The following is a 14,888-nucleotide window of genomic DNA, read 5'->3' on the forward strand; positions in this document are numbered from 1 at the left end:
CTGCGGAGAGATCTCCATGGACCATCGTGTGGCACTCGCGTTCGAGGACGGGGTCACCCGCTTCATCACCTGCCGGGACGACCAGACCGTCGCCGACGCGTCCTACCGGTCGCGGATCAACATCCCGCTGGACTGCCGTGACGGCGTCTGCGGCACCTGCAAGGCCCTCTGCGAGTCGGGCGAGTTCGACATGGGCGGCTACCTCGAGGACGCGCTGTCGGACGACGAGGCCGAGAGCGGGTACGTGCTGACCTGCAGCATGAAGCCGCGCTCGGACCTGGTGCTGCAGATCGCGACCACCTCCGCGGTGGCCAAGACCAGCGCTGCCACCCACCGCGGTCGCATCACCGCACTGGACCGGCTGTCCTCGACGACCGTCGCGCTGACGGTCGAGATCGACGACCGGGACTCCCTGACGTTCCTCCCCGGGCAGTACGTCAACATCGCCGTCCCGGGCACCGAGGAATCCCGGTCGTACTCCTTCAGCAGCGCTCCGCAGGACGAGGAGCTGACCTTCCTGGTCAAGCTGACGCCCGGCGGCGTCATGTCGACCTGGCTGGAGGAGCGGGCCGAGGTCGGGGACGAGATCTCCTTCACCGGTCCGCACGGCAGCTTCTTCCTGCGCGAGTCCGACGCCCCGCTGCTGCTCCTGGCCGGCGGGACCGGGCTGGCGCCGATCCTGTCGATCCTGCGGACGCTGGAGGGCAACCGCAGCGACCGGCAGATGCACCTCGTCTACGGGGTCACGACCGACGACGACCTGGTCGAGATCGAGGCCGTCGAGCAGCTGGCGGGCGCCATCGAGGGGCTCACCTGGGACTACTGCGTCGCCGACCCTGCGACGAAGGCGCCCAACCAGGGCTACGTCACCGGCCTGTACGGCCCTGAACAGCTGCACGACGGCGATGCCGCGGTGTACCTCTGCGGCCCCCCGGCCATGGTGGAGGCGGTCCGCAAGCACGTCGCCGAGCTGGGGGTGACGCCCTCTGGCTTCTACTACGAGAAGTTCGCCCTCGCCGCGGTCCCGACGGAGGCCCCCGAGGAGGTCGTCGAACCGGAGCCCGAGGCGGAGGTGCCGGAGTCCGAGGCGGTCGCTCCCGAGCCGCCGCCGGTGTCGGTGACCGTTCCGGACACCGTCGCCGAGCTGCTGGCCCTGGACGGCCGGGAGGGCCGGACGTCGGCCGGGCAGGCCCTGTTCCCGCCGGTCGAGCTGCCCCCGCTCGCCGCCGGCGGAGCTGAGCCGCGTGCCGAGTCGCCGGCGGACGTCTGGCGGTTGGCCGGACAGTCGATGGGGGCGCCGTTCCCCACCGGAGACGTCCTCCCCGTGGACGACGTCGACGACCTGCTGCCGGCCGTCGGCGCCCGCGCCGTCGCCGGTCAGGAGATGCTGCCCGAGGCGGCGATGGAACAGCTCACCCCGCCGGCGTCCGAGGCGCCGGCCGGTCAGCCGGACGCGGAGATCGAGCCGGCGTCGACCGCCGAGGGGTACTCGATCACGGCCGACGGGTACGAGATCGGTGAGGAGCACCCGTCGGTGCACGAGTCGGACGCCATCTTCGACGCCCGCCGGGCGCTGGAGCTGGGCGCGCTCGAGCTGACCATCGGTCGCCTCACGCACCAGCAGCTCGTCGGCTACCGGGTACTGGCCGAGGCCACCGTGCCCTACGTCGAGGGTGACCGCTTCGTCGACGCGGCGGCGTACACCGAGACCAACGCCGCCTTCCACGACTACCTGTTCACCCTCACCCGGAACGAGCACCTGCTCCGCGCATACCAGGCGCTCGGCGTCAAGGGGCACATGGAAGAGGCGCTCCGCTCCGCCACCTGGTGCCACCCCCGGTGCGCACAGGACCACCTCGACATCGTCGAGGCGTTCCGGGACAGCGACCGCGAGCGGGCACGGATCCTCGTCACCGAGCACGCGGAACGGTCGAAGGAGACCACCCGCCGGGCCATGCACGACCTCGCCGCGGGACGCCGTCCCCGGTTCGTCACGCCGGGCCGGTTCGCTGGCCAGGTGGTCCTGGTCACCGGTGCCGGGCAGGGGATCGGCGAGCGGACGGCCCGGCGGATCAGCGCCGAGGGCGGCACCCTGGTGCTGGCCGACCGGGCCGAGCTGGTGCGCGACGTGGCCAGGGAACTGGGGCGACCCGGGGCCGAGGCCCTCCCGGTCGTCGCCGACCTGGAGACCTGGGAGGGCGCGAAGTCGGTGGTGGACGCCGCGCTCCAGCGGTTCGGCCGCATCGACGTCGCCATCCACACCGTCGGCGGCACGATCTGGGCCAAGCCGTTCGAGCACTACCCGCCCGACCAGATCCAGGCCGAGATCAACCGGTCCCTGTGGCCGACGATGTGGTGCTGCCGCGCGGTGGTGCCGCACATGGTCCAGCGGGGACAGGGCACCATCGTCAACGTGTCGTCGGTGGCCACCCGGGGGCTCAACCGCCTCCCGTACGCGGCGGCCAAGGGTGGGGTCAACGCGATCACCACAGCCCTCGCCCTCGAGCTGGCACCCTCCGGCGTCCGGGTCGTCGCCACCGCACCGGGCGGCACCGAGGCCCCGCCCCGGCGGACCCCACGGGGTCCGGCGCCGCAGACGGAGCAGGAGCAGGCCTGGTACCGGACGATCGTCGACCAGACCGTGGACTCCTCGCTGCTGAAGCGCTACGGCACGCTCGACGAGCAGGCCGCGGCGCTGGCCTTCCTCGCCTCCGACGAGGCCTCCTACATCACCGGGACGATCCTGCCCGTCGCCGGCGGCGACCTCGGCTGACCCGCCGCCCCTCCGCCCTCCTCCCTGCGCACTCATCCCTCCGCGCTCATCCCTCCGCGCTCAGCCCTCCGCACTCGGCCCCCTGCGCCCCTTTCCGTACTCCTCCGTACTCCTCCGCCCCCCTCGACACCTGGAGTTCCGCCATGCCCGCGAACGAGAGCACGACGGAGGCGCGCCGACGGCGCAGCACCCTCTGGGTCGTCGCCCTGTCCACCGCCGCCCTGGTCTTCGACGGCTACGACCTGGTCGTCTACGGCACCATCGTGCCGACGCTCCTGGGAGACCCGAGCCAGCTCGGTCCGATGAGCCCCGCGCAGGCGGGGACCCTGGGCAGCTACGCCCTCATCGGCGTCCTGGTCGGCGCCCTCGTCGCCGGTGCGGTGGGCGACCGGATCGGCCGCCGCCGGATCATGCTGGTGAACCTCGCCTGGTTCTCGATCGGCATGGCGGCGACCGCGCTGGCCCCCACGGTCGGCACCTTCGCGCTGTTCCGCTTCCTCACCGGGATCGGTGTGGGCGCCCTGGTCGCCACCGTCGGCGCCCTGGTGGCCGAGTTCGCCCCGCCGGAGCGGCGGAACCGGCTCAACGCCGTGGTCTACAGCGGCATCCCGGCCGGCGGCGTCCTCGCCTCGCTGCTCGCGCTGACCGCCGGGGACGCCGTCGGCTGGCGGGGGCTGCTCTGGATCGGTGCGCTGCCGCTGGTCACGCTGCTGCCCCTGGCGCTGGTCCGGCTGCCGGAGTCGCCGCGCTGGCTGGCCTCCCGGGGCCGGCTGGCCGAGGCGGCGGCGGTGGCCGCGCGGACCGGGGTGACGCTGGAGGTCGCGCCGGTCCTCGGCGCTGCCGCGCCGGGGGCGGTGGCGACCGCTCCGGTCCGCTTCGGGTTCGCCGCCCTGGTCCGCCGTCCCCTCGTCTGGCCGACGGCGCTGCTCGGCACGATGAGCTTCGCCGGGCTGCTGCTGACCTACGGCCTCAACACCTGGCTGCCGCAGATCATGACCGACAACGGCTACGGCAAGAGCTCCTCCCTGGCCTTCCTGCTGGTGCTGAACCTGGGCGCCATCTCCGGTGGGCTGCTGGCCTCCTGGTTCGCCGACCGGATGGGTGCCAAGCGGGTCATCGCGGTCACGTTCGTCCTCGCCGCGATCTCCCTGGCCCTGCTGCCCGCGCAGCTGCCGCTGGCGGTCCTGCTGCTCGGGGTGGCGGTCGCCGGCGTCGGCACCATCGGCACCCAGGTGCTGGTCTACGGCCTGGTCGCCAACTACTACCCGACCCGGGCCCGTGCGGCCGGCGTCGCCTGGTGCGCCGGCTTCGGCCGGCTCGGCGGGATCGTGGGTCCCGTCCTGGGCGGGGTGCTGGTCGGCGCGGGGCTGGGCGGGACGACCGCGTTCTTCCTCTTCGCCGGCATCGCGTTGCTCGGCGCGCTGGTCACCGGCCTGGTGCCCCGTGCCCGGCAGCGCGACGTCGAGCCGGTCCCCGCACCAGTCGTCGGGACCCCGGCGGCGGCGATGGTGGGAGCTACCGTTACCACGTGACGCCGGCCACACCGGTACTGGTCGCCAGGGAGACCGAGCTCGCCGTCCTGGAGCAGCTGCTCCAGGACGGCGGGCTCGGTCCCTCTCTGGTCCGGGTCACCGGTGCGCCGGGCGTCGGCAAGACGGCGCTGGTGCGACAGGCCCTCGAGCGGCACCCCGGCCCGGTCCTCGAGGGGCGCGGGGTGCCGTGGGAGGGCAGCCGCCCGTACGCCGTGCTCGACCAGCTGCTGGCCGGGGAGCGCGTCCCGCCCGACCCCTTCTCCGCTGCCGAGCTCGTCGCCCGCCGCGCCGCCGGCACGGCCGGGGCCCGCGCGGTGGTCCTCGTCGACGACGCGCACTGGAGCGATCCGGAGTCGCTGCAGGCGCTGGCGACCGCGGTCCGCCACCAGCACCGCGCCGCGGTCACCGTCGTGCTGGTCGGTCCGGGGGCCCCGGTGGAGGCGGCACCGGCCACCCTCGACGTCCTCCTGCGCTCCGCGACCGCGACCGTCGCGCTCGGGCCGTTCTCCGCCGAGGACGTCGCCCGGCTCGCCGCCGCGCGCGGCATCCCGCTGTCCCCGGCGGGAGCCGAGCACCTCTGGCGGCACACCGGGGGAGTGGCCGGCCACGTGGTGGCCCTGCTCGAGGAGCTGCCGCGCGAGACGTGGACGGGCCGTCGTCCGGACCTCCCGGCGCCGGCCGTGGTCGCGTCCCGGGTGCGCGACCAGCTGGTCCGGTGCGACCGGGAGGCCCGCGCACTGGCCGAGGCGGTCGCCGTCCTCGGCCCTGCCCCGGTCGCGGAGGTGGCTGCCCTGGCCGACGTCGGCGACCTGCTGGCCGCCCTGGACGGCGCCCAGCGGAGCGGGTTGCTCCGCCCCGCCGGGCCGGGCCGGCCCACAGAGCTGGCGCCGCCGGATCCCCTGGTCGCCGCCGCGGTCCTCACCGCCATGGGCCCGGCCGGCGTCGCGCGGGCGCACCGCCGCGCCGCCGAGGTCGTCGAGGACGCGACCCGGCGGATCGGGCACCTCGTCGCGGCCAGCGTGGGACCGGACGCCGCCCTCGCCTGCGACCTCGACGAGCTGGCGCGCCGGCGCGCGGCCGAGGGGGCCTGGGCGGACGCGTCCGCGCTGCTCGCCGACGCCAGCCGGCTGTCCGAGGACCGCCGCTCCCGGGAGGACCGGCTGGTCCGGGCGGTGGACGCGCTGGTCGGCGCCGGGGACGCGATCGGTGCGGCCGCGCTCGTGCCGGAGGTGGAGAGCCTGCGGGAGACGCCGCTGCGCAACGCCGTCCTGGGGTACCTCGCCGTCGTCCGGGGCCGCGCGGTGGAGGCGGAGACGCGGCTGCGGCGCGCCTGGGACCTCGTCAACCCCGCGCGGGACCCGGGGGCGGCGGCGCTGGTCAGCCAGCGGTTCGTGCTCCACGAGCTGGCCGGTTGCCGGGCCGAGGAGCTCGTCGCGTGGGCCGACCGGACCATCGAGCTGGCCGGCCCCGACGCGCCCGAGGCGCTGGAGGCGGTCGCCATCCGTGGCCTGGGTGTCGCCGGCACCGGCCGCCCGGCCGAGGCCCTGGCCGGTTACCGGGCGCCGTCCGAGCGGGTCCGCTCCGGCGCCCAGGCACAGCGGGTCCAGCTGGGGGAGGGCTGGCTGCACCTGACCCTGGACGAGGTGGCGCAGGCCGCCACGGAGCTGGAGAGCGCCGTCCCGACGACGTACCTGGGCGGTTCGCACCGGATCTCGCTCTGGGCGCTGGGGTGGCTGGCCCGGGCCCGCTTCCTCACCGGCGAGTGGGACGCCGCCCTGGGTGCCGTGGCCCAGGGCGGCGACCTCGTCGCGCGCACCGGCATGGTGCTGGTCGCCCCGCTGCTGCACTGGACGGGGGCGCAGGTCAACGCCCTGCGCGGCGACTGGGACGCCGCCGGGCGGGCACTGCGGGACGCCGAGGCCGGGAGCTCGGACTACCCGATCATGCGGGTGCCCTCGATGCTGGCCCGCGCCGCCGTCGCCGAGGCCCGGGCCGACTCCGCCGGCGTCCTGCGCGAGCTCGAGCCGCTGGCCAGGAACGGACCGCGCGGCTGGGTCGACGAGCCCGGTGCCTGGCCGTGGACCGACGTCTACGCCAACGCGCTGGTCCTCGAGGGGCTGCTCGACGAGGCCGACGCCTTCCTCCTCCCGCACGAACGGCGGGCCGCGGAACGCGGACACCGGTCCACGGGGGCGCGCCTCGGCAGCGCCCGGGGCCGGTGGTTCGGCGCGCACGGCGACCTCGACGCCGCCCGCGAGGCGTTCCGGACGTCGCTGGGGCTGCTCGAGCAGCTGCCGCTGCGCTACGACCGGGCCCGCGTCACGTACGCCTTCGGCCAGACGCTGCGCCGGGCCGGCAAGCGCCGCGAGGCCGACGCGGCGATCTCGGCGGCCCGCGACGGCTACCTCTCCCTCGGCGCCGCGACCTGCGTCGCCCGCTGCGACCGCGAGCTGCGGGCGGCCGGCCGGGGTGCCGGCCGCGCCGAGGAGCGGACCGACCTGCTCACCCCGCAGGAGCAGACGGTGTCGGAACTGGTCGCCAGCGGGCTGTCCAACCGCGAGGTCGCGGCCGAGCTGTACGTGTCGGAGAAGACGGTCCAGTACCACCTGACCCGCATCTACACGAAGCTCGGCGTGCGTTCGCGCGCCGAGCTGGCCGCGCTGCGCGGGCGGACGCCGGCGACGTGACCGCGTACGCCGGGGAGGTCAGTTGACGCTGATCGGCCCGGCGAAGCGCTGCAGCGGCGCCGGCACGGCGCCGAGGGTCTCCAGCAGGGTCAGCTCCCGCCGCAGCAGCCGCGACTCCGCCCGCAACCGCCGGCGGGTGGCGGACTCGGCCAGCAGCGCCTGCCGGTCCTCGGTGGTCAGCAGGGCCGCCGAGGCCACCAGGTAGGACAACGCGCGCGGGTCGTCGGCGACGCCCTCCAGCAACGCCGGCTCCTGGGGCTCGACGTCGTCGGCGTCGCCGGAGAGGCCGGCCACCGCCACGACGTACCGCGCGAACAGCCGGCCCACGCCGCGGACCAGCACGTCCAGCGACCGGTGGGCCACGTCGCTGACCAGGTCGTCGAGCTCGGGGCCGGGCACGCCGCCGTGGGGCGGGGTCAGGCCCTCCTGGTCGCCGGCAGCCTCCTCCGCGGCCTCCTCCTCGGCCAGCCACTCCACCTCGGCCTGCAGGTAGGGCGGGTCGTCGTCGGCGTGGACGTCCAGCAGCCGGAACCGGTCGCCGCCGACGGTGACGATCCGGAAGCCGCCGTCGGGCTGCGGGCGCACGACCTGCAGCCGGGCGGTGCAGCCGACGTCGTAGAGCGCCTGGGCCGGTGCCACCCGCTCGACCTCCCAGCCCTGCCGGATGGCCACCACGCCGAAGAACCGGCCGTCGCCCTCGGGCACGGCCAGCAGGTCCCGCATCAGACGCCGGTAGCGCGGCTCGAAGACCTGCAGCGGCAGGACCACGCCCGGGAACAGCGGCGTCCCCAGCGGGAAGAGCGGGATCAGGTCGCCCACGGCTGCCGAGCCTACGGGCAGGGGAGGGCGCGCGACCGGGCAGCGCGGCGACGTCCGCCGCGGCCCCGTCTACCCTGGGGTGTTCCCGTTCCCCGCCCGGAACCACCCGGGACCGCCTCGGAGGTCTACGCCCGTGCTCGCCCGCATCGACCTGCGAGGATCCGCCCTGCCGGGGGTGCGCGAGCTCTCCGGCCTGCTGCCCCGTGCCGCCACCGACATCGACTCGGTGCTCGCGACGGTGCGGCCCCTGTGCGAGGACGTCCGGATCCGCGGCGCCCAGGCCGTCCGCGAGATCACCGCCCGGATCGACGGCGTCGACCTCGAGGACTTCGCGGTGCCGCGGGACGCCATCGACCGTGCGCTGGCCGAGATCGACCCCACCGTCCGCGCCGCGCTGGAGGAGGCGATCACCCGTGTCCGGCGGGTGCACGCCGACCAGGCCCGCACCGACGTCACCACCCAGGTCGTCCGCGGCGGCAGCGTCACCGAGCGGTGGGTGCCGGTGCGCCGGGTCGGCCTCTACGTGCCCGGTGGGCTGGCGCCGCTGCTGTCCAGCGTCGTCATGAACGTCGTCCCGGCGCAGATCGCCGGCGTGGAGTCGATCGCGGTGGCCTCCCCGCCGCAGCGCGACCACGGTGGCCTGCCCGACCCCGGCGTCCTCGCCGCGTGTGCCCTGCTGGGGGTCACCGAGGTGTACGCCGTCGGCGGCGCGCAGGCCATCGCCGTGTTCGGCCATGGGGCGGGCAGCTGCGAGCCGGTGGACATGGTCACCGGCCCGGGCAACGTCTACGTGACGGCGGCCAAGCGGCTGCTGCGCGGGCTCATCGGCATCGACTCCGAGGCCGGCCCCACCGAGGTGGCGATCCTCGCCGACCACACCGCCGACCCGGTGCACGTCGCCGCCGACCTGATCAGCCAGGCCGAGCACGATCCCCTGGCCGGTGCGGTGCTGGTGACGACGAGCGAGCAGCTGGCCGACGCCGTCCTCGCGCTCGTGCCCGCCCAGGTGGCCGCCACCAAGCACTCCGACCGCATCACCACCGCCCTCGAGGGCAGCCAGTCGGGCGTCGTCCTCGTCGACGACCTCGAGGCCGGGCTGCGGGTGGTCGACGCCTACGCCGCCGAGCACCTGGAGATCCAGACCGAGAACCCCCGCGAGGTCGCGATGCGCGTGCGCAACGCCGGCGCGGTCTTCGTCGGCGCCTGGTCGCCGGTGTCGCTGGGCGACTACTGCGCCGGCTCCAACCACGTGCTGCCCACCGGCGGCTGCGCCCGGCACTCCAGCGGCCTGTCGGTGCAGTCCTTCCTGCGCGGCATCCACGTCGTGGAGTACGACGAGCGGGCCCTCGCCGAGGTGGCCGGCCACATCGACGCGCTCGCCGGCGCCGAGGACCTCCCCGCCCACGCCGCTGCCGTCCGGGCCCGGCGCCCCGCATGAGCCGGCTGGAGGAGCTCCCGCTGCGGCCGGAGCTGCGCGGTCGCACGCCCTACGGCGCCCCGCAGCTGCCGGCGAAGTACCGGCTCAACACCAACGAGAACCCGCACCCGCTGCCACCGGAGCTGCTGGCCGACCTCGGCGAGGCGCTCCGGCACGCGGCGCTGGAGCTCAACCGCTACCCCGACCGCGACGCCCTCGACCTGCGCCGCGACCTCGCCGCGTACCTGACCCGCACCAGCGGTGAGCCGGTCGACGCCGCGCAGGTGTGGGCGGCCAACGGGAGCAACGAGATCCTCCAGCAGGTCCTGCAGACCTTCGGCGGCGCGGGCCGCCGCGCGCTGGGCTTCACGCCGTCGTACTCGATGCACCCGATCATCTCCGCCGGCACCGGCACCACCTGGGTCGACGGCCACCGGCGGGCCGACTTCACCATCGACCCGGACGCCGCCGCGGCACAGGTCTGGGAGGTCGCCCCGGACGTCGTCTTCGTGACCAGCCCGAACAACCCGACCGGCACCGCCGTCGCCCTGGACACGGTCGCGGCCCTCTACGAGGCCACCGCCGGGGTGGTCGTCGTCGACGAGGCCTACGCGGAGTTCGCCCGCACCGGCACCGCGTCCGCGCTCACCCTGCTGCCGGGCCGGCCGCGGCTGGTCGTGAGCCGCACGATGAGCAAGGCGTTCGGCATGGCCGGCCTGCGGCTGGGCTACCTGGCCGCCGACCCCGCCGTCGTCGACGCCCTGCAGCTGGTCCGGCTGCCGTACCACCTGAGCTCGCTGACCCAGGCCGCCGCGCGGACGGCGCTGGCGCACACCGACGCCCTGCTGGCGACCGTCGACGCGGTGCGGGCCGAGCGCGACCGGATCGTCGCCGCGCTGCCGGGCATGGGGCTGACCAGCGTGCCCAGCGACGCCAACTTCGTGCTCGTCGGCCGTTTCGCCGATGCCCGCGCCGCCTGGCAGGCGCTGCTGGACCGCGACGTCCTGGTCCGCGACGTCGGGATCCCGGGCTGGCTGCGGGTCACCGCCGGCACCGCGGAAGAGACCGACGCCTTCCTCACCGCGCTGGGTGAGGTCGCGCCGGACCACCGCACGACTGAGGGAGGATGAGCTCCGTGAGCGAGCTGGCGAGCTCACGCATGGGCAGGGCGGCGTCGCGAACGCTGCCGACGAGCGCCAGCGAGGAGGACACGTGACGCGCACTGCACGGGTCGAGCGGGAGACCAGCGAGACCAAACTCGTCGTCGAACTGGACCTCGACGGCACCGGGAAGAGCTCGATCAGCACCGGGGTCGGCTTCTACGACCACATGCTCACCGCCCTGTCCAAGCACAGCGGCATCGACCTCACCGTCCGGGCCGACGGCGATCTGCACATCGACGCCCACCACACGGTGGAGGACGTCGCGATCGCCCTGGGCCAGGCGTTCGCCCAGGCGCTGGGGGACAAGAAGGGCATCACCCGCTACGGCGACGCCACCATCCCCATGGACGAGGTGCTCGCGCAGGCGGCGGTCGACCTCTCCGGCCGGCCGTACTTCGTGCACAGTGAGCCCGAGAACATGACGCCGATGATCGGGCCGGACTACCCGACGTCGCTCACCAAACACGTGCTCGAGTCGTTCGCGTTCAACGCGCGGATCAGCCTGCACGTGCGGGTGCTCTACGCCGGCCGCGACGCCCACCACATCGTGGAGGGCCAGTTCAAGGCGCTGGCTCGGGCGCTGCGGGTGGCCGTCGCGCTCGACCCGCGGGTCACCGACGTCCCCTCCACCAAGGGTGCCTTGTAGCTCCATGACACCTGCTCCGGTGCCTCGCGTGACACCTGCTTCGGTTCCTCGCGTGATCCCGCTTCGGTTCCTCGCATGACGTTCGCCGTCCTGCTGCTCGTCCTGGGCGGCTTCCTGCTCGGCGGGGCCTGGAGCATCTGGAAGGCCGACTCCGACACCAAGGGGCGGACCGGTCCGCAGGTCGCCTTCGCCGTCGCCCTGCTGGCGGCCGCGTTGCTGGCGACGGCGTCGGGCATCCTCCGGATGGTGTGACCCACCTCCCGGAACACCGCCGGGCCGTTCCCGGCTGATCGATAGCGTGGGAGCCATGAAGAAGGTCGTCGTGCTCGACTACGGCTCGGGCAACCTGCGCTCGGCCGAGCGCGCGCTCACCCGCGTCGGTGCCGACGTCACCGTGACCGGCGACCCGCGGGCGGCCCTGGACGCCGACGGACTCGTCGTGCCCGGCGTCGGCGCCTTCGCCGCCTGCATGGAGGGGCTGCGCGCTGTCGACGGGCCGCGGGTCATCGGTCGCCGGCTGGCCGGCGGCCGCCCGGTGCTCGGCGTCTGCGTCGGCATGCAGATCCTCTTCGAGCGCGGCGTGGAGCACGGGCAGGACGCCGAGGGCTGTGGCGAGTGGCCGGGCGTCGTCGAGCCGCTGCGGGCGCCGGTGCTGCCGCACATGGGTTGGAACACCGTCCAGGCCCCGGAGCGCAGCGTGCTGTTCGACGGGCTGGCCGACCAGCGCTTCTACTTCGTGCACTCCTACGGGGTGCGCAACTTCCCGCTCGGCGCCGAGGGGGCGCCGTCCCCGCTGGCCGCGCCGCTGGTCACCTGGGCCGAGCACGGTGACCGGTTCGTCGCCGGTGTGGAGAACGGCCCCCTGTCGGCCACCCAGTTCCACCCGGAGAAGAGCGGCGACGCCGGCGCGCAGTTGCTCACCAACTGGCTCCGGACGCTCTGACACGGGGGCGCAGCCAGGACCGCCTCCGGCCCGGTGGTCGCCCTCGGCCCGGAAACCGTGCTCGACCACCACGTGGCCGCGGTGTGCCCAGAGATCCCCTGGGTGCGCCGCGCAGGACGCCCGGCCCGGCGGAACGGGAGCGACCGCCAGCGCTGGCCGTGCCCCTCGAGCGATGACTCCCGGGAGTCCGTGGGGTCGGTACTGAGGCAGCTGAGTCCATCCCGAGGGGGCATCGTGGACGTCGACCGGGCAACCGTGTGCCTGCCCATCCGGGATCGTTCGGTGTCCCACGCCTTCTACACCGCCCTCGGGTTCGTGGCAGTGGGTGAGCCGGGTGACGACGGCCTCCCCGAGCCACTGCAGTTCAGGATCAGCGCCGGTCTGCGGGTGATGCTGATCCCGGCAGTCGGCTTCGGCTGGGTGATCGGTCGTCGGCGACGATCGCCTCGGAGCGCCCACGAGTGCCTCGTCGTGATCGGGCTGGCCACCGATGCCGAGGTCGACGAGCTGATGCGTCGCGCACAGGACGCCGGCGCCGACATCGTCTTCGAAGCCGAGAACCAGACGTGGGGTCCCGTCCCGGTGGACGACCTCGCGGAGACGCGGAGCCCGGATGCCTACGCCGGCGCGTTCGCCGATCCCGACGGCCACATGTGGCAGGTCACCCGCGCGGACGGCGTCCTGATCCGATGAGCCGGTCGCGGACCGCAGCGGCGGATCCACGCGCGGCGGATCGACCACTCCGGACTCCGCCCACGAGACGCCCACGGGGCCGCCCGATCGGCGCGGCCGTCCCGAGCCGAGGAGGAGCCGCATGACCATCCGCACCGCTCGTACCGCCTGGGACGGCACCCTGCAGGAGGGGTCCGGTCAGGTCGAGCTCAGCAGCTCCGGGGCTGGCACGTTCGACGTCTCCTTCCCCACGCGAACGGCCGACGACGCCGGCGGCACCACGAGCCCCGAGGAGCTGATCGCGGCGGCCCACTCGTCGTGCTTCTCGATGGCGCTGTCCTACGAGATCGACAGGGCCGGCGGCACCCCCCGGTCCCTGGAGGTCTCCGCCGACGTGACCCTCGGGCAGGAGGACGGCGCGCCGACCATCACGACGATCACCCTGACCGTCCGCGGCGAGGTCGAGGGCCTCGACGCCAGGGGGTTCGAGCAGGCCGCTCAGGCCGCCAAGCCCGGGTGCGCGGTCAGCCGCGCGCTCGCGGGGGTCGACGACATCACCCTCGACGCCACCCTGGAGAGCTGAACGATCCGCCACCGCCGGCGCTCCGGGCGGGCCCGGCGATCACCCCGCCGCACAGCCGCGGACGGGGGAGGATCCGGCGCCCGGACGTCGGCGGCCGCGGTCCTAGCTCCGCAGGTAGGAGGCGCCGTTGACGTCGATGATCGTGCCCGTGGAGAACCGCGCCCCGGGCGAGGCCAGCCACAGCACGGCCGACGCGACCTCCTCGGGCCGCGCCACCCGCCCGTAGGGGGACTGCGCGCGCACCGCGTCGCCGCCCGGCCCGTCGAGCACCTCCCGGGCCATCTCCGTCTGCACGAAGCCCGGCGCCACGGTGCCCACCGAGATGCCGTGCGGCGCCAGGGCGAGCGCCATCGACTGCCCGAAGGCGTTGAGCCCGGCCTTGGACGCGCCGTACGCCGGGGTGTCGGGCTCGCCCCGGAACGCGCCGCGGCTGGACACGTTGACGACCGCGCCGCCGCCCGCCGCGACCAGGTGCGGCACGGCGCGGAAGGTGGCGTTGGCCGCGCCGACCAGGTTGACCGCCAGCGTCCGTGACCAGGTCGCCTGCCACTGCTCGTAGGAGGTGGCCAGCGGTGGGTGGGCGGTGAACACCCCGGCGTTGTTGACGAGCACCTGCAGCCCGCCCAGCCCCTCGGCGGCGTCGTCCACCATGCGGCCGACCGCCTCCGCGTCGCCGAGGTCGGCCTGGACGAGGACGTGGCCGTCGCCGGGGAGCTCGGCGAGCACCCGCTCGGCCCGCTCCCGCGAGGAGCCCCAGTGCACGGCGACCCGGTCGCCCCGCTCGGCGAAGGCGCGGGCGATCGCCCGGCCGATGCCGCGGGAGCCGCCGGTCACCAGGACGGCGCGGGACTCGATGTCGTCTGCCACGGTCGGCAGTCAACCAGGAGCGCCGGTCACCACCGGCCGCGGTGCACGACCTCCTCCACGCTGCGCCGGCCCCGCCGCAGTGAGGGGGAGCGGCGGTCCGCTGCGCCGGGGTACCCCACCGACACGCAGCCGACCGGCCGGTGGGTGTCCGGGACGCCGAACGCGGCGCGGAACGCGTCGACGCGCTCGGCGGGGACACCGAAGAAGCAGGCGCCCAGCCCCTCGTCCACGGCGGTCAGCAGCATGAGCAGCGCCGCCATCCCGGTGTCGACGTCCCAGTAGGGGACCGGCCAGCGGGCCTCGTCGCGGTCGGTCCAGCCCTTGTCCGGCTCGGCGTAGCGGTCCAGGTAGGCGGCCTTCGACGACAGCGGCACCACCAGCAGCGGCGCGCGGCTCATCCGCACCAGCCAGGGGTCGCGCGGGCCATCGCCGGTGGTCGCCGTCCAGAACCGCGACCGCTCCTCCGCGGACTCCAGCACGAGGAAGGCCCAGCCCTGGCTGAACCCCGCCGAGGGCGCCCGGATCGCGTGCTCCAGCAGCCGCTCCAGCACCTCCGGCGGGACCGGCCGGTCGGGGTCGTAGTCGCGGACCATGCGGCGCCGGCGGACGACGTCAGCGAACTCCACGTCACCCACCCTGCCAGCCGGCCATCGCGATCCATTCGTTATGCGGGAACGCGCTGGTCGGAGGGCCGATGGCGAAGTTGTCTTCCGCCCCGCGCAAGCCCGGGTCCGCCCGTCCGGCCGGTCCCGGGATCTTGACCGCGCAGTGATGCGCGTCACTGCG

13 protein-coding genes are annotated in these 14,888 nt (G+C 74.9%); 10 read left to right on the plus strand and 3 right to left on the minus strand.

The features are described from left to right. Nucleotides 1-16: 16 nt before the first annotated feature. The 3 genes from benC to CRP39_RS04355 all read left to right on the plus strand — a co-directional run bounded on the left by benC (nt 17) and on the right by CRP39_RS04355 (nt 6,992). A complete protein-coding gene (benC, locus tag CRP39_RS04345) occupies nt 17-2,773 on the plus strand; it encodes a benzoate 1,2-dioxygenase electron transfer component BenC (protein ID WP_097204642.1) in 2,757 nt (918 codons plus the stop codon). Between the two features lie 143 nt (nt 2,774-2,916). Next, nucleotides 2,917-4,305: an MFS transporter gene (locus CRP39_RS04350; protein ID WP_097204643.1), complete on the plus strand. Its 1,389-nt coding sequence runs from the start codon at nt 2,917-2,919 to the stop codon at nt 4,303-4,305. Next, nucleotides 4,302-6,992, plus strand: coding sequence for a helix-turn-helix transcriptional regulator (locus CRP39_RS04355; RefSeq protein WP_097204645.1), 2,691 nt, complete (start codon nt 4,302-4,304; stop codon nt 6,990-6,992). Before CRP39_RS04350 ends, CRP39_RS04355 begins: the two co-directional genes overlap by 4 nt. Before the next feature lie 18 nt (nt 6,993-7,010). On the opposite strand, the gene CRP39_RS04360 is transcribed toward CRP39_RS04355, so the two are convergent. Continuing rightward, nucleotides 7,011-7,811 (minus strand): LON peptidase substrate-binding domain-containing protein, encoded by an 801-nt coding sequence (locus CRP39_RS04360; protein WP_097204647.1) that lies wholly within the window; start codon nt 7,809-7,811, stop codon nt 7,011-7,013. Nucleotides 7,812-7,944: 133 nt separating this feature from the next. Between CRP39_RS04360 and hisD the strand changes: the two genes are divergently transcribed. From hisD to CRP39_RS04390, 7 genes are all read left to right on the plus strand, one after another. Beyond that, complete coding sequence (hisD, locus tag CRP39_RS04365; protein WP_097204648.1) at nt 7,945-9,249, plus strand: histidinol dehydrogenase; 1,305 nt, start codon at nt 7,945-7,947, stop codon at nt 9,247-9,249. Beyond that, the gene (locus CRP39_RS04370; RefSeq protein ID WP_097204650.1) at nt 9,246-10,358 is read left to right on the plus strand and encodes a histidinol-phosphate transaminase; all 1,113 of its coding nucleotides are present in this window, start codon (nt 9,246-9,248) and stop codon (nt 10,356-10,358) included. The genes hisD and CRP39_RS04370 overlap by 4 nt, the downstream gene beginning before the upstream one ends. A gap of 82 nt (nt 10,359-10,440) precedes the next feature. Next, nucleotides 10,441-11,037, plus strand: coding sequence for an imidazoleglycerol-phosphate dehydratase HisB (gene hisB / locus CRP39_RS04375; RefSeq protein WP_097204651.1), 597 nt, complete (start codon nt 10,441-10,443; stop codon nt 11,035-11,037). A 75-nt stretch (nt 11,038-11,112) separates the two neighbouring features. Continuing rightward, nucleotides 11,113-11,289 (plus strand): hypothetical protein, encoded by a 177-nt coding sequence (locus tag CRP39_RS26650; protein WP_172442278.1) that lies wholly within the window; start codon nt 11,113-11,115, stop codon nt 11,287-11,289. 55 nt (nt 11,290-11,344) lie between these two features. Then, nucleotides 11,345-11,980 carry an imidazole glycerol phosphate synthase subunit HisH gene (hisH, locus tag CRP39_RS04380; protein ID WP_097204653.1) on the plus strand — a complete coding sequence of 212 codons (636 nt, stop codon included), beginning with the start codon at nt 11,345-11,347 and terminating at the stop codon, nt 11,978-11,980. A gap of 282 nt (nt 11,981-12,262) precedes the next feature. Then, nucleotides 12,263-12,673, plus strand: a complete 411-nt coding sequence (locus CRP39_RS04385; protein ID WP_216359601.1) for a VOC family protein — start codon at nt 12,263-12,265, stop codon at nt 12,671-12,673. Between the two features lie 121 nt (nt 12,674-12,794). Beyond that, a complete protein-coding gene (locus CRP39_RS04390; RefSeq protein WP_097204656.1) occupies nt 12,795-13,235 on the plus strand; it encodes an OsmC family peroxiredoxin in 441 nt (146 codons plus the stop codon). A gap of 102 nt (nt 13,236-13,337) precedes the next feature. Here the strand turns inward: CRP39_RS04390 and CRP39_RS04395 are convergent, their stop codons facing one another. After that, the gene (locus tag CRP39_RS04395) at nt 13,338-14,102 is read right to left on the minus strand and encodes an SDR family NAD(P)-dependent oxidoreductase (RefSeq protein ID WP_172442279.1); all 765 of its coding nucleotides are present in this window, start codon (nt 14,100-14,102) and stop codon (nt 13,338-13,340) included. A 26-nt stretch (nt 14,103-14,128) separates the two neighbouring features. Beyond that, nucleotides 14,129-14,728 carry a nitroreductase family protein gene (locus CRP39_RS04400; RefSeq protein WP_097205159.1) on the minus strand — a complete coding sequence of 200 codons (600 nt, stop codon included), beginning with the start codon at nt 14,726-14,728 and terminating at the stop codon, nt 14,129-14,131. Between the last annotated feature and the right edge of the window lie 160 nt (nt 14,729-14,888).

Origin of the sequence: Geodermatophilus sabuli, assembly GCF_900215145.1 — a bacterium.
GTDB classification, from domain to species: domain Bacteria; phylum Actinomycetota; class Actinomycetes; order Mycobacteriales; family Geodermatophilaceae; genus Geodermatophilus; species Geodermatophilus sabuli.